At 47.6% G+C, this 18,720-nt stretch carries 16 protein-coding genes; 7 read left to right on the forward strand and 9 right to left on the reverse strand.

Annotated features, from left to right (window positions below):
* Nucleotides 1-40: 40 nt before the first annotated feature.
* From JFC05_RS01055 to ispZ, 3 genes are all read right to left on the reverse strand, one after another.
* Nucleotides 41-478 (reverse strand): hypothetical protein, encoded by a 438-nt coding sequence (locus JFC05_RS01055; protein WP_198335390.1) that lies wholly within the window; start codon nucleotides 476-478, stop codon nucleotides 41-43.
* Entirely contained in the window at nucleotides 475-801 is a 327-nt protein-coding gene (locus tag JFC05_RS01060) for a YciI family protein (RefSeq protein WP_198335391.1), read from the reverse strand. Before JFC05_RS01060 ends, JFC05_RS01055 begins: the two co-directional genes overlap by 4 nt.
* 191 nt (nucleotides 802-992) lie before the next feature.
* Nucleotides 993-1,544, reverse strand: a complete 552-nt coding sequence (ispZ, locus tag JFC05_RS01065) for a septation protein IspZ (protein ID WP_075100500.1) — start codon at nucleotides 1,542-1,544, stop codon at nucleotides 993-995.
* A gap of 373 nt (nucleotides 1,545-1,917) precedes the next feature.
* On the opposite strand from ispZ, the gene JFC05_RS01070 reads away from it, so the two are divergent.
* Together JFC05_RS01070 and JFC05_RS01075 are read left to right on the forward strand one after the other, a co-directional pair.
* Nucleotides 1,918-2,799 carry a PHP domain-containing protein gene (locus tag JFC05_RS01070; protein WP_198335392.1) on the forward strand — a complete coding sequence of 294 codons (882 nt, stop codon included), beginning with the start codon at nucleotides 1,918-1,920 and terminating at the stop codon, nucleotides 2,797-2,799.
* A gap of 288 nt (nucleotides 2,800-3,087) precedes the next feature.
* The gene (locus tag JFC05_RS01075; protein ID WP_198335393.1) at nucleotides 3,088-4,551 is read left to right on the forward strand and encodes a GGDEF domain-containing protein; all 1,464 of its coding nucleotides are present in this window, start codon (nucleotides 3,088-3,090) and stop codon (nucleotides 4,549-4,551) included.
* Here JFC05_RS01075 and truD read toward each other — a convergent pair.
* A complete protein-coding gene (gene truD / locus JFC05_RS01080; protein WP_198335475.1) occupies nucleotides 4,548-5,723 on the reverse strand; it encodes a tRNA pseudouridine(13) synthase TruD in 1,176 nt (391 codons plus the stop codon). The genes JFC05_RS01075 and truD overlap by 4 nt on opposite strands.
* Before the next feature lie 352 nt (nucleotides 5,724-6,075).
* Between truD and JFC05_RS01085 the strand changes: the two genes are divergently transcribed.
* Nucleotides 6,076-7,713, forward strand: a complete 1,638-nt coding sequence (locus JFC05_RS01085; RefSeq protein WP_198335394.1) for an FAD-dependent oxidoreductase — start codon at nucleotides 6,076-6,078, stop codon at nucleotides 7,711-7,713.
* Between the two features lie 96 nt (nucleotides 7,714-7,809).
* Nucleotides 7,810-8,451 (forward strand): GNAT family N-acetyltransferase, encoded by a 642-nt coding sequence (locus JFC05_RS01090; RefSeq protein WP_198335395.1) that lies wholly within the window; start codon nucleotides 7,810-7,812, stop codon nucleotides 8,449-8,451.
* A gap of 14 nt (nucleotides 8,452-8,465) precedes the next feature.
* Here JFC05_RS01090 and JFC05_RS01095 read toward each other — a convergent pair whose 3' ends face one another.
* A complete protein-coding gene (locus JFC05_RS01095) occupies nucleotides 8,466-8,630 on the reverse strand; it encodes a hypothetical protein (protein WP_227697339.1) in 165 nt (54 codons plus the stop codon).
* A 257-nt stretch (nucleotides 8,631-8,887) separates the two neighbouring features.
* On the opposite strand from JFC05_RS01095, the gene JFC05_RS01100 reads away from it, so the two are divergent.
* Nucleotides 8,888-9,259, forward strand: coding sequence for a hypothetical protein (locus JFC05_RS01100; protein WP_227697340.1), 372 nt, complete (start codon nucleotides 8,888-8,890; stop codon nucleotides 9,257-9,259).
* A gap of 179 nt (nucleotides 9,260-9,438) precedes the next feature.
* On the opposite strand, the gene gorA is transcribed toward JFC05_RS01100, so the two are convergent.
* The 3 genes from gorA to JFC05_RS01115 form a co-directional block, all read right to left on the reverse strand.
* The gene (gorA, locus tag JFC05_RS01105; protein WP_198335397.1) at nucleotides 9,439-10,794 is read right to left on the reverse strand and encodes a glutathione-disulfide reductase; all 1,356 of its coding nucleotides are present in this window, start codon (nucleotides 10,792-10,794) and stop codon (nucleotides 9,439-9,441) included.
* Nucleotides 10,795-10,971: 177 nt separating this feature from the next.
* Nucleotides 10,972-11,424 carry a threonine/serine exporter family protein gene (locus JFC05_RS01110; protein WP_025645976.1) on the reverse strand — a complete coding sequence of 151 codons (453 nt, stop codon included), beginning with the start codon at nucleotides 11,422-11,424 and terminating at the stop codon, nucleotides 10,972-10,974.
* A 1-nt stretch (nucleotide 11,425) separates the two neighbouring features.
* Nucleotides 11,426-12,214, reverse strand: coding sequence for a threonine/serine exporter family protein (locus JFC05_RS01115; protein WP_198335476.1), 789 nt, complete (start codon nucleotides 12,212-12,214; stop codon nucleotides 11,426-11,428).
* Nucleotides 12,215-12,539: 325 nt separating this feature from the next.
* Here JFC05_RS01115 and JFC05_RS01120 point away from each other — a divergent pair, with 325 nt between their 5' ends.
* Nucleotides 12,540-13,394: a M48 family metallopeptidase gene (locus tag JFC05_RS01120; protein WP_198335398.1), complete on the forward strand. Its 855-nt coding sequence runs from the start codon at nucleotides 12,540-12,542 to the stop codon at nucleotides 13,392-13,394.
* Between the two features lie 118 nt (nucleotides 13,395-13,512).
* On the opposite strand, the gene uvrA is transcribed toward JFC05_RS01120, so the two are convergent.
* Nucleotides 13,513-16,419 carry an excinuclease ABC subunit UvrA gene (gene uvrA, locus JFC05_RS01125; protein ID WP_198335399.1) on the reverse strand — a complete coding sequence of 969 codons (2,907 nt, stop codon included), beginning with the start codon at nucleotides 16,417-16,419 and terminating at the stop codon, nucleotides 13,513-13,515.
* Between the two features lie 815 nt (nucleotides 16,420-17,234).
* Between uvrA and JFC05_RS01130 the strand changes: the two genes are divergently transcribed.
* Complete coding sequence (locus JFC05_RS01130) at nucleotides 17,235-18,599, forward strand: MFS transporter (RefSeq protein WP_198335400.1); 1,365 nt, start codon at nucleotides 17,235-17,237, stop codon at nucleotides 18,597-18,599.
* The last annotated feature ends 121 nt before the right edge of the window (nucleotides 18,600-18,720 follow it).

Raw genomic sequence — 18,720 nt, forward strand, 5'->3', positions numbered from 1 at the left:
AATGGTCACATCAGACAAAGCAAAAAGACGATAAATAAAACTACCAGCGCTCACGGCGGACAAACACAAGCCACGACACAAAAATACCCACAAGCAAGCTGATCAAAACCGTAAAAGCGCCATATAAAAACAACTGGCCCTTACTCTCATATATCAAGACATTGACTTGGGTTTGTAAGTCATTCACTTGCCGCTGCAATTGGGCATTACGGCTAAGGAGCTTCTGATTGGCATCGGAGAGCGCTTGACTGGACGGCTGCAACTGCGCGGCCAAGGTGTTATTAATATCAAGGCTGGCGTTGGTACCCGCTGCAGGCGGTGCGGCTTGCTCTACCAAAGGGGCGGCAGTGCTGGCAGCCGTATCGGTGACGCTCGGCGCTGCATAAGCAGACTGAGCGGCCAGCGCCATGACCAACAACATTCTAGCAAGCGCAGACGTAGAGCCAAGCGTATTTAGTACAGAGGGGTATCGGCTCACGGTTTGGTCACTTGTGCAGCGTCGTTGCCAGATTTTGGCAACGTATGAATAAAAGGTTTGATATCGACATGGCTATAGACGCCATCACGTAGGTAGGGCTCGTCGTTTGCCCACGCCTGCGCCGCCTCGATAGACTCAAAGTCAGCGATGATTAAGCTACCTGACATTGCCTCCAAACCGTGTTCGATAGGGGTAGGGCCTGCGATAATTAGGCGGTTCTCTTGGTCGAGTGCCTGCAGACGGGCGACGTGCTCAGCGCGGGTAAGTTGACGCTGCGCGTGGCTATCGGCTACGTCATGACCGATGATGGCAAATAAGGACATGAGACTTCCTCATAAAATAAACAGTAAATAAAAGGGGTGAATGTTCAACAGGCGCTAACCACATAGGTTGATAAAAAATCGCGAGTATCGATACAAACGTGCCAAGATGGCATCATGATGGTCGCGATTGGCATTTAGCTGGCGCTGCAAATTATTATAAAATTATAGAAATAATAACGCGCGCGACTTTGCTACTTTGCCGACTTATCCGTCAATGCTGGATTGAGATGCTTTTTTAAGACTGCAAATTGAGCGACGACAAACACCAACATAATTGGAATCCAGCCATAAGTTTTAAAGTTGATCCAGGCTTCATCTGACATCATGAACGCTGTGATATAATGCAAGATGCCCATAAAGGCAAAAAACAACCCCCACGCGACAGTCAGTTTTTTCCAGCCGCTCATCGTCAGTGAAAAGACATCTTTCATGGCCAGCTGCATCAAGGGTTTATTGATCGCGGCACTGACAATCAGCGTTAAGGCAAAGATGCCGTTGATGATTGGCGACTTCCAGCGTAGATAGACATCATCACGCAGCAATAACGTGCCACCACAGAACAAAATGGTCAATAACAAAACGACCCATTGCTGTTTATCAAATTTGCCTTTTTGCCGAATGAAGTGAATGGCATAAACGAGGATGGTGGCGATCAGTAGCGCACCCGCCGCCGCCAAGATACCACTGTAACGAGCAGCGATAAAAAAGGCAATTAAAGGAATAAAGTCTAATAAGGCTTTCATAGCAAGTGGGATGTCCAACAAAAACGTATGGGGTAGTTTACACGTCTACTGCGGCAAAAAAAAGCAAACAACGCGATAATCATACGATATCACAAGCCTGCGCGCCAATAGTCAGTGCGGCTTATCAGTCGTGCTACTGCTATACCTAAAGGGTTGTTGCTGATGCGCGGGCGCGCCGAGTTATTATTGACTTTTTATATAGTTAACTCACTTTAAAACCGATACAGTGCAGCTGGAAAATTTTGCGCAGCATCTGTCAGCGTAGACACCGCAAGCAAGGAGAATTTATACCAGTTGCCCGTTCATATGAGCGCATCGATTTTATTTCGAACTGACTATACTTTTATATACTATTAAAGCTAAGGCTTATTTTATGAAATTTGATTTACATTGTCACAGTACCTGCTCTGATGGTACTTATGCACCGACCGAAGTGGTGCAACGTGCCCACGCAGCTGGCGTCAATGTATTGGCATTGACCGATCATGATACGCTGGCAGGGATTGATGAGGCGCGGGCAGCGGCGACGGCCTGCGGTATGCAGCTGATTAATGGGGTTGAGATTAGCTGTGAGCATACGCTCAGCGGCGGCTATGGCAAAAACAAATCAACCAAAAAAATCATCCATGTGCTGGGGCTGGATTTTATTGACCGAGATAAAATGCACGCAACTTTGCAGCAATTACAAGACAGCCGCGCCAGTCGCGGTCAGAAAATCACTGAGAAGCTTAGTGAGTTATTAAGTCTCGATTATGAGGAGCTGTGGCAGGCCGTACTGGATAAAGCCGGTGGCAACCCGCAAGGGGTCGGGCGCGCCCATATCGGTCAGGTATTGTTTGAACGCGGCGATGTCAAAACGGTACAAAAGGCCTTTGACAAATATCTGGCGGATAATAAACCTGCCTATGTGGCGATCGATGCGCTGAGCATGGCTGAGGGTATCGAGCTGATACACGCGTGTGGCGGTAAGGCTGTATTGGCGCATCCGACGCGTTATCATCTCTCAGCCACGCGGGTGCGTAAGCTGGTCGAAGAGTTTGCTGGGCTAGGCGGTGATGGTTGTGAGCTGCCTGCCACCAGTGAGCCTATCAGCACCCGCCGCATGGTCGACCGTAGTATTGCCGCCAATAATTTGGTGGCTTCGGTTGGTAGTGACTTTCATGGTAGCAATATGCCGTGGCGGCGCTTGGGCGACGTTCCTGTATTGACACCTGACCAACAAGGCGTCTGGCAGTCGTTTACCACGCTTGGTTAACGGTTCATATACATCTGTCTAGAAGCGCGAGGCCGCCGCTTATTTGGTTACACTTTGAGGTGAGCGTTTGTCTAATAAATAGCCAAAACAGATTGAAACCTCAGAAAAATCTTGCCACACTTAAGTGGTGGCCAGCGTTTGTACGATGGGTAGGACGTTTATCTCTTACGCACGCAGCTATCTGAGCTTATATTTAATAGACGCTTATTTTATATAGCAGTTGTAGTCGTTGGTTGCTTTCACTCATTTTATGTCTGGTGTATTTACATTTTTTGCGGTAGCCAAATTATGTCTGTATCGGTTCTCCATTTAGGCTACAAGCGACTCTCACGAGCAATCTTCGAATGGCAAGCTGCTGATAGGACTGCTTTGTTGGCAGTGTTTATCTTGATGGAGGTGTTTTTACACTGGCTTTGGTGTGCGTTTGTCTGGTGGTATCAAGATGCCTTAGGCGCTTATGTTTATATTCATCTGTTGTATCCGCTGTGGCTTGGCATTACGGTGATGGGTGTGTTTTTTTGGGGTATCGCACGCCATCTGTCGCGTCTTAAACGGCAAACGACTGCCATAAAAAACAAAAACTTAAATAAATGGCAGCTGCTGTTGGTGGTGCCTTATACCTTCTATATCGCCACTGTGATCGTCATGGTCGGTTATAGCAGTTTGTTTGCGGGTGTCTCGCTGGTAGGCGGTGCGATGCTTGGGATGATGCTGATCAAACGCCGCTATGCGTGGCGTGTATTTTTGCTACAGATTGCTCTGATTTTATTGGCTATCTTGGCGCCTTACTGCGGTATTCATCTGCCCAACTTGCGTCAACTGACGTTTGTTTATCCATTTTTAGACAGCCAAAACTATCTGACGTATAACGAGCTGATGGCGATCGAAAACACGCTTGCCACCTCGGTGTTTAAGGGGGTAACGTTAGATTGGTCGAGTATCAGCGAGCTACAGCGCTCTTCGACGTTTTTTTGGCGCGCAACCCACGTGCTACTGGCCTTACCCAAAGCAATATTTATCGTTTATATGTTTCGTACGTTGTTGTTGATATTAGATGACAGCAAAAACGAGATATTAAAGCATGCCAATCAAGACGAGCTAACCCAGCTCAAAAATCGTCGATACGGTTTGACGCAGATGAAGCAAGCGCTAAAAGAGCTACAAGACGGGCAGGACTTTAGCGTTATCTTGCTAGATTTGGATTGGTTTAAAGACATCAATGACACCTATGGTCATGAGGTCGGCGATCAGGTGTTGTTTGAAGTGGCGCAGACGCTGACGCAGGCATTGACCGATGCGGCCATCGTGAGCCGCTATGGCGGCGAAGAGTTTTTGATTGTCCTGCCAGCCACGAGTCACGATGGGGCGATGCTCATCGCCGAACAGCTCCGCAAAGACATCAGCAAGCACATCATCAAGGTCGATGATAATGAGGCGTTTAGCGTCACCGCAAGCTTGGGGCTATACACGTTCACTCACGAACAAAGCGTGTGTATGAAACAAGCCCGTACGGAGCAGCTACAGTTAGAGGCGGCGCTGCAACCAGCGCCCGCAGGCAAACCCCGCCACCACAGATCCGCCTTACCGCCAGAGTACCAGACCCTTTTGCCACCTGATATTTGCCAGCGTTTAATCTGTACAGCGGACAAGGCGCTCTATGAAGCAAAAGACCGTGGCCGCGACCAAGTGGTCAGTGCCAATCATATGTTCGTCAGCGAAAATAGCCGCCATGTGATGCTGTGTGGTATCTAAGCTGAGCCCAACTGTAAATGCTGGACGATGCTGGCCAATACACTGGTGGCAAAGCTGCCAGTCGTCAAGGTAAAGCTCAGTATCAGCGCTTGCTCATTACTCTCGGACGCATCTAACCACTCCCAGCTTAGCGCTTCAATCGGCAAACGCAGTGCTCGGCGCTGGGCTTTGACATCGCGCTGCTCTAAGCCCATGGCCAGCTGTGTCAATAAGGTGTCATTTCTCACAATATCTCTCTCAAGCTGCGCTGCCATGCCGCTAACCTTATCGTTACCCACGCCCCACAGCACGCCAGTCGGATGAATATCACCACTCATCATCCGTGCGCGTAAGGCATCGTCTATTGCCTCACTGCCAAATATCGAGCCTGAGCCATCTAAGTTAAATACCTCACCTGCCAGCCCAGTATCCCAGTTGCCTACGCGGACTCTGGCTGCCAATATCTCATTAAATATCAGACTGCGAGCCGCAGATAGCTCCATGGCGTTTTGCTCACGTGGCGCGCGTTTGCGTTTACTCTTTTTGGTTTTTGGTTTGCTCGCCGGTATGGGACGAGCAAATAGCCGTAGGGCTTCTGCGATGTTGTTGCCTTCATAACCAAAACGCTGGGGGCCAAAGTAATTGGGCACGCCTGTTTTGCTGATAGTAGCCAGATGTTGCTCGGTCGCCTGCTTGGCGTCAGTAGCTGCGATATTACTGGCAAACTCGATTTCTCGTAGGGTAATGGTAAATTGATTGGCGCGGTGAGTACCGCGATTGAGCTTTTTGTGGTGCCAATGCTGGGCGATGATGGTGACGGACTCGTTGTCACTGATGTCTACTGGGGCAAACTCAGAGTTGGGCAGTTGCTTTTTGGGGATTCTTAAGCTAAACCACTGCGTCGTCAGCGCATGACGGTCTTTTAGCCCCGAATAACCAACATCGCGCAGTGGGATCTCTGCCCATTCTGATAGCAGCTTGGCCAGATAGGCCGTATTTATCCCTGATTTTTTGATATGTAGCCACAAGTGCTCACCCTCGCCTGTGAAGTCGAGCGGCAATACTTCATTGACAATAAAGTCGTTGTTTTGGGTTTTATAAGTTGCCTGCCTTAAAGGTTGCGGTATAGGCTGCGGCAGCTGCTCGGTGTCTGTCGCCGCTTTTATATCAGTGCTTGTCAGCGTGTCGCTCATAGCCCGCTCATGAGTAGATGGCTGATGTGTCGTTGTATCGTTCTGATTATCTTGATCTTGGGAAGTCATAAAGGTGTCTTTTGTTTTGATAAGGGTAAGGAGGCGTACGTGAGATAAAGGTAAGTAATGAGAATATAACTAATGAGAGTAACAGCCAAAAAGTTACGTTTTGCAACGTGGCACGTATACAAATAAACAGCGTCAGCCAAGTGGTCTTGCTACTATCAGATAATACGTATTTTTGAATGTAGTGTCTAAATGTCTATAAATGGACTTTTGGTTTGAGCCAATACAAGTCCGCCTAAGCCAGTACGGATGCCAGCCTATCAACAATAACTGTTAAGGATGACCTATGAGCCAAATAAACAGTAATAAAACCGATGACAAAATCGCCGCCAAAAATTTAGTGACTATCGATAAGTCTGACATCCCAGATGGTGGCATGAAGTCTTATAAACAAGAGGACGATAGCATCATTTTAGTCACGCGTGACCGTGATGAGTTTAGCGCATTTGATGGCAAATGTCCGCATGCCGGTGCCGACTTGGGTGAGGGGTTGCGCTGCGGCGATAGAGTGATCTGTCCATGGCATCATGGTAGTTTTGATAGCCGCGACGGTACGCTATTAGAGCCTGTCGCGATGCGTGGCCTGACTCAATATGAGCTGATCGATGAGGGCGCGCGGTTGGTGGTGGATACCGCGGCCAAGATAGACAACCGTACCGCAAATGACAAGCTGACCGACACGCATACCATCATCGTAGGCGGCGGCGGTGCAGGATTTATGACCGCCAACCAGCTACGTCATACGGGTTATGGCGGCAAAATCACCTTAATTAGTCAGGACAGTTATGCTCCTTATAACCGTCCTTTATTGTCCAAAATGTTTTTGGCAGGCAAGATGGATGAGAAGTATCTGATGCTAGGCGGCCGCGAGTGGGCCAGTAACAACAATATTGAGCTGCGCCTAAACCAAACCGTCAGCGCAGTGCTGCCCAATGAGCGTACGATTGTCATTGAAGGCGGCGATGGTAACCACGAGCAGCAAACTGCGGATTTTTTGGTCGTGGCAACAGGCGCCGAGCCGAAGATACCGCCATTTCAAGGTGCTGAGCTAGCGGGCGTCTATACGCTACGCAATATGGATGATGCTAAGGCGATCAAAGGTGCTACCGATAACAAAAACGTCGTCATCGTCGGTACAGGATTTATCGGCATGGAGGCAGCATCAGCGCTGATGCAGGCTGGCAATGCCGCCTCCGTCACCATCGTCGGGCGCAGTCGCCGCGTCATGAGCAATATCGTCTCTGAGGCGGTGAGTGATACGCTTATCAAACTGCATGAAGAAAATGGGGTGCGCTTTGTGTTTGGTGCAGGTGTTGAAAGCATCAATGGAGACGGCAGTCATGTCAGCGGTATCACACTGTCAGACGGCAGTACGCTGGCAGCGGACGTGGTGGTTTTGGGTACGGGTGTGGCACCACGTACCGAGATATTAAATGAAGTAAATGACCCCGATGGTGTGCAAGTCGATGAGCATCTACAGCTACGCGACGGCGTCTATGCACTAGGCGATATTGCCAAAGCGACCAATCAGATGGGACGGATGCGTATTGAGCATTGGCGCGTCGCCTTACAGCATGGCATGGTAACCGCAGGCGCTATCTTGAATGATGATAACGTTAACACGCTAGAGGAGCGTATCCCGTTCTTTTGGACGGCGCAATATGGCAAGAGCCTGCGCTATAGTGGTCATGCCGCAACCCCTGATAAAGGCATTTTATTTGGTACGCCTGACGATTTAGATTACATCGAGTACTATTTTGATGACGAAGGAGAGAATACTCGCGCTAGTGCCGCCAGCTCCCTAGGCCGAGACAAAGAGCTGATTGCTTTTAGCGAATTATTACGCCGTGGTCATGCGCCAACCCGCGCTCAAATCAATGCAGGATTCGATATTATCGAGCAAGCCCATGCGCTATCACCATAGACTAATTAGCGGTTAATAATTATCATAAAGGCTGTCCTAGTATATTAGGTCAGCCCTTTTTATTAGCAATAATGTTTAGCCCCAGAGAGTACCCAAATGACTGATACCGCGAAAAACAAAAAAACTGACAATGACACTGCTGACAAAGCAGCAAAATTATTTTTGCGGCAAGCGGATGCTAATGATGTGAGCGCTTTAGAGCAACTCTTAAACCTCTGCTATCGCCAAGATGAAGGCTGGACCAATGAGGCCGATTTGGTGGGCGGTATTCGCACTACGGCAGACGAGCTAGCTGGCGTCATTGCCAATCCTAAGCACTATGTTTTTGTTTATCCACAGACCGATACCGGCGAGCGCGGCGGCAAGGAGATAGGCGAGCTATTGGGCTGCATAGCTGTCGATATAAAGGTCGAGACAGGTTCAGATAAAAAATCTCATAGTAACAAAGCTTATATCGGTATGTTTGCCGTACATCCAAAGCTGCAAGGAGCGGGCATCGGTAACGTGATATTGCAGGCCGCCGAAACTTTCGCTGAAAGACATCTAAAAAGTAACAATCAACCCACCCGTCTTACTATGTCCATCTTAAGTCACCGCCCTGAATTATTGGCTTATTATCAGCGCCGCGGTTATCAGCTAAATGGTAATAGTATGCCGTTTCCTGTCGATGGCAATAATGGCGAGCCTAAGCGCGATGACTTAGTGCTATTGGAGCTTGAGAAAATCGTTAACGCATAACAGCGGACTTTACTTTATGCGCCCCAAAAGTGACCAAAAGTCATAAACAATCCAACGCTGAGCAAGATAAACGCCACAATGATTAAGCGCTTAAACCAGTTAAAAGCAGGCAAGCGCGTCGCAGGGTCATCAGACATCAAAAATGCAAACAAGAACAATAAACTTGCTGCTAAAGTCATAATGCCTAAGCCAACAGGTAAAATATAAAGGTAGACGGCTACCATCTTGCAACTCTCTTATCGTTTATTAGAATACTGGCATAATAACAGCAAGGAGATTGAACTGTCTGCAAGTCACTTGAGGCTAAGGCATAAAAATAGCAAGTTACTAACAAAGATAAAAGGCTATAAAAAGCAGTGCTATTGACAAAGAAATTATGTTGGGTTTTAAAGGATGTTTAGGTATACTTTGAGCACTACCTAATCGAAACGAGAATATGATGAGACGTATAAAAAAATTAGCAATCATCGCTGTATTGACACCGCTCTTTGCCGCTTGCTCGAGCGGCCCCTCTGATAGTGACGTAGAAGAGCTGATTCAGGCGCAGTATGACAAGGCCAATAGCATCATGGACGATGCAATGGTGCAAGCGGGCGATGATGAGATGGCAAAAGCTGTGAGCGGCATGATGGCAGGTATGATGCCAACGCTTGAGAGCGTAGACAATGTCAGCTGTGATACGACTGAGGGTGACAACACTTATCTGTGTACCGCTGATGTCACGCAAACCATCGGTGGAAATAGTCGTACTGATAGCGGCGCTTTTAAGGTCAGTGATGTCAATGGCGAATGGGTATTGACGCCATAGTGGCCATAGTGGTTGGTATGAGATACAAACGATGAAAAAAAAGGAGTGTCCAAGCGGCACTCCTTTTGTTATTTAACTCTATATGTTTACTCTTTATTGATCAGCTTCTACTGACAGAAATAACACTTGTTAACGCCTATAACGCTCATCTAGCGCCCATTAACGCTCGTTAACGCCCACTAACGCATGGTCACAAACTCTTCTGCACCGGTTGGATGAATAGCAACGGTATTATCAAAGTCTGCTTTGGTCGCGCCCATCTTCACTGCTACGGCAAACCCTTGCAGCATCTCATCGACACCGTAACCGATGCCATGTAGGCCAATAATTTTCTCCTCCTCACCTAAGCACACCAGCTTCATTACGCACTTTTGGCGATGCTGAGTCACGGCGCTATACATCGAGGTAAAGGTCGAGGTGTAGCACTTAATGTTGTCTTTGCCATGTAGCTTCACCGCGTCAATCTCAGATAAACCAATAGTACCAATAGCAGGATGAGTAAATATAACCGTCGGTATCAAATCATAAACCAAATGCTCGTCAGTCTTATCATTGAACAAGCGCTCTGACAATCTGCGACCTGCCGCGATAGCTACTGGCGTCAGATCAATGCTGTTTTCGATAATATCACCGACCGCGTAAATACCATCAACATTGGTATTTTGGAATTTATCGACTTTGATTTTGCCAAACTCGGTGGTTTCTACGCCCGTTACTTGTAGGTTGATGTTGTCAGTAGACGGCGCGCGGCCAATCGCCCAAATCAGACAATCAACTGTATCAAGCGTGCCATCTTTGGTAAATAGCTCTAAACAGCCCTCTTCGTTTTTATTGACTTCGGTAAGGGTGGTGTTGGTATGCAGATGAATACCGTCTTGCTCCATCTCTATCAGCAGCGCCTCGACGATAGTGTGATCAAACGAGCGTAGCGGCGAATGCTGACGCACGTATAGATGCACCTCAGCGCCGAGGCTGTTGAGTACGCCTGCGATTTCAACAGCAATATAGCCTGCGCCTGCGATAGCGACGCGTTTGGGCAAATGAGTCAATTCAAAGAAGCCATCAGAATCGATACCGTGCTCTGCACCTGGGATATCAGGGAAAATAGGATGACCGCCCGTCGCAATCAAAATATGGTCAGCAGTGATTTGCTCGCCATTGACCTCAACCGTATTGGTATCGACGAATTTAGCAAAGCCTTTAATCACTTCCACGCCATTTTTGGCTAAGTTATTGTCATAAGCGCGATGGATATTCTCGATGTACTGCTGACGGCTTTGAATGAGTTTTTGAAAATCGAAATTCTTTAACTCAACCTCGAATCCGTAGTCTGGCGCGTACTTCTCAATCGCCTCAGCGACTTGCGCGCCGTACCACATCACCTTTTTGGGTACGCAGCCCCAATTGACGCAAGTGCCGCCTAATTCTTCCGCTTCGATAATCGCGCACTTTTTGCCATAGCTTGCTGCACGGTTAATGGAGGCAATACCGCCGCTACCGCCGCCAATGGAAATATAATCGTAATGCTTTGTCATTGTTATGTCTCTTCATTAAGTTTCGGTACAGTTTTGAACTCTATTGTAATGGGTATGGATAATCTATCTTACAAGTTTTTTATCATAAGGGTGTGCCAGCTAGCATCAGTTTATAAAAGTATTTAAACAAAAATAGCCTAACACATAATAATCTCATTTAAACCCACTTAAACCTGCCTAGACTATGGCACGCCGTCTATAAAATAACAGCCCAGGAATGGACAAGCCCAGTACCAATCCTGAGGTCACAAACAAGGCTTCGAATAAATACACCATCATTTGGCTAAATAACTCGTCTGAAAAGCCAAAGTAACCAATCTGCACCATACTGACCATCGCCTTATAAGCGGCGATACCGGGCATCATACAGATGACACTTGGGGAGATTAAGGCTTTGGGCGGTAAGGTATATTTTTTAGAAAAGTACACCCCCAAAAAGCTGGCGAGCATCGCGCCAAAAAAGCTGGCCACCACCAGATGGATATGCTGATAGACAAGCGCTGTTTTAAGTCCGAATCCCAGAGCGGTCATCAGCAAACACGGCAAAATATAGCGTTTGGGCACGCTAAACATCAGCGTCCAGCCAAGGGTAATGATGCAAGACAGCACAACGGTCTCAATAAACCACATATTAAAACCCCCAGTGCTGTATTTGCAGTAAAACTAGCGCCATCACGATGCCAACGCACGCGGACAAGGTCAGCATATAAGTAAACACCGCCCGCCCAACGCCGATATTGACATAGCCCTTTAAGATGTCGGATAAGGAGTTGATCAGCGGAAAGCTTGGAATCAGCAGCAACACGCTAGAGGCCACGGCGATATCGGCGTTATTACCAATATCAAAGTAATAGGTCGTCGCCCCAATCAAAGAGGCGATAAAAGCCGTCACGATGACCGTGATAAAGGGGTTAAAATGATGCTTTGCCAAGTAGATACGGGTGAACATTGCCACCATACCCGCGATAAATGTCACAGCCGTAATCGACCAGCTGCCACCGTTTAGATAAGCAAACGCCGCACAAGAAGCGCCGACAAATATACTGACTAGCCATGTCGGATATACCGTTTTATCCAACTCATCAAACGCAAGCGTTGTGCGGTCAATCAAATCATTATTATTGATAGTGGCTTCGGTTTTATTGACGATTTGCTGGATTTGCACCAATAAATTGACATTGATACTCTGATTGATCGTATCTCGGGTGGTGGTGATACAGCGCTCATTACAGATAGTCGTCAAAGTGATGGCATTAAAATTTAGCGAACACTCGACGCTACTCATTCCCAATGCAAACCCCAAACGCTTCGATAAGTCCACTACCACGGCAGACTCAGCGCCATACTGCATAAGCAGTAATCCGCAACGCACGCATAATCGAGTAATGCGCTGTTGCTGTACGTAGCTGATAGAAGTCATGGGTAAGCTGGGCATGTTGGCTACTGTCGCTCTTATGAAGGTTATAAGGGATGAGAAGTAGTGATGACGTATCGATATAGCAAGGTAACGATAGCATAACTTGCGCTATTGATTTGCTACTATTATAAGGCGTAAACCATTGCTGCAAGGAAAAAAACTTAACTGAGCGGTTAGGATGAGCGTGCAATCTTAATATAGCCAAACAATAGACTATTAAATTGATAGACTTTTGTTTTTTACCGTGATAATCTCTTTGTGCAATTTAGACACATTAGTTACATATCGGTTACATTTTAATGGTTATGGCTCTCAAATAGGACGTCTGATGACAACGTTTCAAAAAATAAAAAATGCACTATTGCTGACTACGGTTACTACTTTAGCAGGCTGCACCACGGTCGCTGATATTGCAGGATATGATACTGCTACCATGAATATCGATGCGGCAAAAAGCTACTCGCAAGTGGTTTCTAGCGCTCATAGTCAAGGCGCGGTAGACAATACCTCTGCCACCGCCGCGCGGGTAAATCGGGTTTTTCATCGTATGAAGCCCTATGCTGTGCGCGCTAATACAACAGGGGTGCCCTTTGATTGGCAGGTCACTGTGATACGCTCGCCTGAATTAAACGCTTGGGCAATGCCTGGTGGTAAAATGGCATTTTATACCGGTATTGTAGAGAAGCTACAGTTAACAGATGCAGAGATCGCGGCAATCATGGGACACGAAATGACCCATGCGTTAGCTGAGCATAGCAAAAAAGATACTGGGCAAAAAATTCTGACAAGCCTAGCACTTCAGTTAGGGGGTGCTGCGATACAGGCGGAAACAGGGCTGAGTAATGAGGCGCTGGGTTTGATTAGTGACTTTGGTATTGATAAGCCGTTTTCTCGTAGTCAAGAGTCACAAGCCGATGCAGGTGGCTTACGTTTGATGGCGCAAGCAGGCTACAATCCAGAAGCTGCCATTGCAGTATGGAAAAAAATGGAAGCGGCAAATGGTCGCAGCAACACCTTAGTCACGTTGATGTCTACGCATCCAAACTCAGGGCAGCGTATCGCCAAAATCCAAGCACTGCTACCTGACGTGATGCCAGTTTATCAAGCCGCTGTAAAAGCGCCGACCAATACCATGAGTGGCACCACGACTGGGGTAGTGACTCGGACGATTAAACATAAATAAATCAGTACATAACATTAAAAAAGGTAAGTCAAACTGAACTGCCCCCATAAGTTAGTTGTATCCAACTTATGGGGGCAGCTCAAAAGAGCAGCCGTTAAATAACGACTAAAAGTAAAACTTAACCTGCCTCAGACATCGCCTGCTCAAGCATCGGCTTTAAAAACTCACCGGTATATGAGCCTTTGACTTCTGCCACTTCCTCAGGCGTGCCTTCAGCAATGATCATACCGCCGCCTTTACCGCCTTCAGGGCCAAGATCAATCACCCAATCCGCTGTTTTGATAACATCCAAATTATGCTCGATGACCACGATAGTGTTGCCCTTATCGCGTAGGGTATGCAGGATATGGAGTAGCTTATCGATATCATGGAAATGCAGGCCAGTGGTCGGCTCATCCAAGATATATAGCGTCTGTCCCGTGTCGCGTTTGGCAAGCTCACGCGCCAGTTTCACCCGCTGCGCTTCACCGCCAGATAGGGTCGGCGCGGATTGACCAAGGCGAATATAGCCAAGACCGACATCCATGAGCGCTTTCAGACGACGATAAATCGCTGGTATCGCTGAGAAGAACTCAGTGGCGTCTTCTACGGTCATCTCTAACACTTCGGCGATACTTTTGCCTTTATAGTGAATCTCTAGGGTTTCGCGGTTATAGCGTTTGCCTTCACAGGTATCGCATGGCACGTACATATCCGGTAAAAAATGCATCTCAACTTTGATAAGACCGTCGCCTTGGCACATCTCACAGCGTCCGCCTTTGACGTTGAAGCTAAAGCGACCCGGTTTATAACCACGGGCGCGTGCTTCAGGCGTTTGCGCAAACATCTCACGCACAGGGGTAAACACGCCCGTATATGTCGCTGGGTTTGAGCGCGGGGTACGACCGATTGGACTTTGATCGATATCGACCATTTTGTCCAAATGCTCAAGTCCACTGATGCTGTCATGCTTATCCGCGATAAGGGTAGACGCATTGTTTAACTGAGTCGCTGCAATCGGCATCAAAGTGCGGTTGATCAAGGTTGATTTGCCCGAGCCGGATACGCCAGTGACACAGGTCATCACACCGACTGGCAAGCTCAGATCGACGTCTTTTAAGTTGTTACCTGACGCGCCTTTTAGCTCGATCGTCATTGGCACCTGCTTTGGTTTGGCTTTACCTTTGGTCTCAACTTCCATGGTCTTGGCTTTATGCCGCACTGTTGGTATCTCAATGCGTTTTTCGCCCGACATATATTGTCCGGTCAGCGAGTCTGGGGTCGCCATGATCTCATCGATCGTACCTTGAGCGATGATATGACCGCCATGCACGCCTGCACCGACACCGATATCGATGACGTGATCGGCTTGACGTATGGCGTCTTCGTCGTGCTCGACGACCAGTACCGTATTACCCAAGTCACGCAGCCGCGTTAGAGTTTTTAGTAAGCGATCATTGTCACGCTGATGCAGACCGATCGACGGCTCATCAAGGACATACATCACGCCCATCAGACCCGCACCAATTTGACTGGCAAGACGAATACGCTGCGCTTCACCGCCGGATAGGGTTTCGGCAGAGCGTGCGAGAGTGAGATAATCGAGGCCAACGCTGACCAAGAAGTTTAAGCGCTCGTTAATCTCTTTAAAGATCTTCTCTGCCACCTCACCTTTATGACCGTCAATCTTTAGAGTCTTATAGTAGTCCGCCGCGTCGCCAATGGAGAGCTTGACGATTTCAGCGATGGTTTGTTCATCGACACGCACGTTACGCGAGATTTCATTGAGGCGCGCGCCATCGCAAACGTTACACGTAGTGTCAGCCAGATACTTTGCCAGTTCATCACGCACTAAGTTGCTTTGTGTTTTGGCATAACGGCGCTCAAGATAGGGTAGTACGCCTTCAAATGGTACCGTCTTATTGGTCTTGCGCCCGCGCTCATCGGTAAAGTTAAAGCTCAGTTTTTCTTTACCAGAGCCGTGCATGATGATGTCTTGTTGCGCTTTTGGCAGTGCTTGCCATGGTGCATCCATATCGATGTCAAAGTGCTTGCAGACGGTAGAGAGCAGGCCAAAATAATAGGCATGACGCTTATCCCAACCATTGATTGCGCCTTGGTTGAGCGATTTTTCATGATGCGTAATGAGCTTTTCAGCAGCGAAATACTGACGCTTACCGAGTCCATCACAAGTTGGGCAAGCGCCGTAGGGGTTGTTAAAACTAAACATCCGCGGCTCAAGCTCAGGCACGGCGCGATCACAGACAGGGCAGGAGTGCTTGGCTGACATCACTTGGTCGTCAGCACTGTCTGCGTTTGGATTGCCATCCATAAAGTGTAGGGTGACGAGGCCTTGTCCCAAACGTAGCGCGGTCTCCAAGCTCTCAGCGACGCGGTTACCTAAGTCATCACGTACTTTAAAGCGGTCAACCACCACTTCGATGGTGTGTTTTTTCTTTTTATCGAGCGTGGGTAGCTCGTCGGTATCATAGACATCGCCATCGACACGTACGCGTACAAACCCTTGACCGATCAATTGCTCAAGCAGCAGTGTATGCTCTCCTTTACGCTCACGCACTACTGGCGCAAGGATCATAAGCTTGGTATCTGTCGGCAGCGCCATGATCTGATCGACCATTTCGGTGACAGACTGCGCCACCATGGGTTCACCATGCTCGGGACAATAAGGCGTGCCGATACGCGCGTATAATAGACGCAGGTAATCATAAATCTCAGTGATGGTACCGACCGTCGAGCGTGGATTATGGTTGGTGGATTTTTGCTCGATGGCAATCGCAGGGGAGAGTCCCTCGATGCTATCGACTTCTGGTTTTTCCATTTGTGAGAGAAACTGACGCGCATAGGCAGACAGACTCTCGACATAGCGGCGTTGTCCTTCGGCATACAGGGTGTCGAAGGCCAAGGACGATTTACCGGAGCCTGATAAACCTGTGATTACCACGAACTTATCGCGTGGGATGTCCAGATCGATGTTTTTTAGGTTGTGCGTGCGGGCGCCGCGTATTGCAATGTGGTCATTTGCCATCGGTGATAGGTTTCCTATTTGCTAAAGTGATGGATAAAAATACTGATATATAAGAAGAAGTAGTGAGCGCAACCTGAATTTAAACCAGCCATGTAAAACAGCATCCTAGTCGCGCTATGTTATTTTTAAAATGTGTTAGGATAAAAATAGTGACAAAAAAGGTAGCTGGTTTTTATAAACAGCGTTTTTGTAAGCTATGTTTTTACGATAACTATTTACAAACGATGCTTTTATAGACGATACGCTTTCTTTAGTGCTTTGGTTTTTATAGTGTCTTTGTCAGGCCTTGCTGCGGTTTTTACTCTATTTGTTAGTGCGTGCTTTTTCGCGCGCGTTTTTTATAAGCTGGGTAATCTTTAACCAAATCATTTAAGGCGGCTAAACCATCTAGGCCGTTTTTATCTCACAAGTTTTGTTAGACTCAGCCAATCTAAATCAAATCTGTGTTACGTAACAGGTATCCTTTGTTATGGTTTTGACCAGCACGCTTGTCTTAGTTAGCACTTAACGGCTCAAGCGAATCCGCAACCTTATTGATAACGTTGTACTTTATTGTCATGATGCGTGCATTATTCAAGGCAAAAAGCCGCTAGAGACGCACTTGGTAACAAAAAACAAAAGTCTCGGCAACCAAACGGCGAATGTCTTATACTAGGGGCCTTAATTTAGAGGGCTTGAATTGTGGGCGAGTGCCCTGATAGATCGACTGTGATATTGATGTATGGCTAATCTATTTTAAAATAAGTATAGACCTACTGGTCGTCATTTTTAGAGTGAATCGACTATATCAGCAATGATAAACCTGTGAGGCAAGTATGAATAGCGTAGAAAAACGGGCAATCCTCGGGGTCGGCGGCATCTTTGCCCTGCGTATGATTGGCCTGTTTATGATTGTGCCTGTGTTTTCGGTGTATGGCGACAATTATGCGCATGCTACGCCGTTTTTGATTGGTTTGGCGGTTGGGGTTTATGGGCTGGGTCAGGCGATTTTTCAGATACCGATGAGCCTTGCTGCTGACAAGTTTCCGCGTAAGCCGATTATCTTTTTGGGTCTGATATTGTTTGCTTTGGGCGGTATGATTGCAGCCAACGCCACCGATATTTATGAGGTCATCATCGGGCGCGCGCTGGCAGGAAGTGGTGCGGTGTCGGCGGTATTGATGGCGCTACTCGCTGATGTCACGCGCGAGGAGATGCGTACCAAAGCGATGGCGACGATGGGCTTGACCATTGCCACCTCTATTATGTTGGCCTTTGCCTTTGGTCCTTTATTGGTGGGGTCGCTTGGTATGTCAGGCTTGTTTTGGCTGACATCGGGCTTTGCGGTATTGGCAATGATGTTACTGTTTGTGGTGCCGACGCCGCTACGAGTGCTCAAACATAACTTGGACAACAAATCTATCGGTCAGCAGTTGGCCAGCGTGCTAAAAATCGGCGATTTAAACCGTCTGCATATTGGTATCTTTGCCTTACATTTGACCATGACGGCGATATTTGTCCTCTTGCCGCATCAGCTCTCTGAGGTGCTGGGTTTGTCGGTTCGTCAGCAGGGCTTGGTGTATTTGCCACTGTTGTTTATTGGCTTTGCGGTGGCGATACCTTTTATTATTGTCGCAGAAAAAAAGCGCAAAATGCGTCAGGTGTTTTTGGGTGCAATCGGCTTGATGACTGCGGCACTGGCATTACTGGCGCTGGGTAGCCATGTGGGCGTTGGGATTGTTTTGGGGTTGCTTTTATACTTTATGGGCTTTAACTTGCTTGAGGCAACGATACCGTCTTGGATATCCAAGCGTGCACCAGTTGCCAATAAAGCCACAGCGATGGGACTAAACTCATCCAGTCAGTTTTTTGGTGCCTTTGTCGGCGGGGCGCTGGGCGGCATACTATTGACGCAGCCAAATTTGCTAGCATGGGGCGTACTGGCGCTGATTATGGGCGCGGCGCTATTACTGATATTTCCGATCGCCCAGCCGCCGTATCTATCAAGTACCACTATTACCATTCCTAAAAACATCAATATCCAAGACTGGTCGCGGCAAATGCTGGCGGTAGATGGCGTAGATGAGCTGGTGGTGATGGCAAAAGAGCAGGTGGCCTATCTTAAGCTGGACAAAACCCAGCTCACCGACGACTCGCGACAAGCACTGTCGCATCTGGCACAAAGCCCACTAGATATTTAAATAAAAATTGGTTAAAGTAAAATCAAATCACTGTAAAATCGTATTGTCGATAGCATTAACGATGATGGGGCATATTGGCTTCATTGAATCATCATAGATACGATTCACTAAATTATTCATA

This window comes from Psychrobacter celer, from assembly GCF_016107555.1.
Taxonomy (GTDB): Bacteria; Pseudomonadota; Gammaproteobacteria; order Pseudomonadales; family Moraxellaceae; genus Psychrobacter; species Psychrobacter celer.

Coding starts and splice junctions, on each gene's coding strand:
- JFC05_RS01060 (WP_198335391.1), bottom strand. CDS start 801: ATGTCCTTATTTGCCATCATCGGTCATGACGTAGCCGATAGCCACGCG.
- ispZ (WP_075100500.1), bottom strand. CDS start 1,544: ATGAAAGCCTTATTAGACTTTATTCCTTTAATTGCCTTTTTTATCGCT.
- JFC05_RS01070 (WP_198335392.1), top strand. CDS start 1,918: ATGAAATTTGATTTACATTGTCACAGTACCTGCTCTGATGGTACTTAT.
- JFC05_RS01075 (WP_198335393.1), top strand. CDS start 3,088: ATGTCTGTATCGGTTCTCCATTTAGGCTACAAGCGACTCTCACGAGCA.
- truD (WP_198335475.1), bottom strand. CDS start 5,723: ATGAGCGACACGCTGACAAGCACTGATATAAAAGCGGCGACAGACACC.
- JFC05_RS01085 (WP_198335394.1), top strand. CDS start 6,076: ATGAGCCAAATAAACAGTAATAAAACCGATGACAAAATCGCCGCCAAA.
- JFC05_RS01090 (WP_198335395.1), top strand. CDS start 7,810: ATGACTGATACCGCGAAAAACAAAAAAACTGACAATGACACTGCTGAC.
- JFC05_RS01095 (WP_227697339.1), bottom strand. CDS start 8,630: ATGACTTTAGCAGCAAGTTTATTGTTCTTGTTTGCATTTTTGATGTCT.
- JFC05_RS01100 (WP_227697340.1), top strand. CDS start 8,888: ATGATGAGACGTATAAAAAAATTAGCAATCATCGCTGTATTGACACCG.
- gorA (WP_198335397.1), bottom strand. CDS start 10,794: ATGACAAAGCATTACGATTATATTTCCATTGGCGGCGGTAGCGGCGGT.
- JFC05_RS01110 (WP_025645976.1), bottom strand. CDS start 11,424: ATGTGGTTTATTGAGACCGTTGTGCTGTCTTGCATCATTACCCTTGGC.
- JFC05_RS01115 (WP_198335476.1), bottom strand. CDS start 12,214: ATGACTTCTATCAGCTACGTACAGCAACAGCGCATTACTCGATTATGC.
- JFC05_RS01120 (WP_198335398.1), top strand. CDS start 12,540: ATGACAACGTTTCAAAAAATAAAAAATGCACTATTGCTGACTACGGTT.
- uvrA (WP_198335399.1), bottom strand. CDS start 16,419: ATGGCAAATGACCACATTGCAATACGCGGCGCCCGCACGCACAACCTA.
- JFC05_RS01130 (WP_198335400.1), top strand. CDS start 17,235: ATGAATAGCGTAGAAAAACGGGCAATCCTCGGGGTCGGCGGCATCTTT.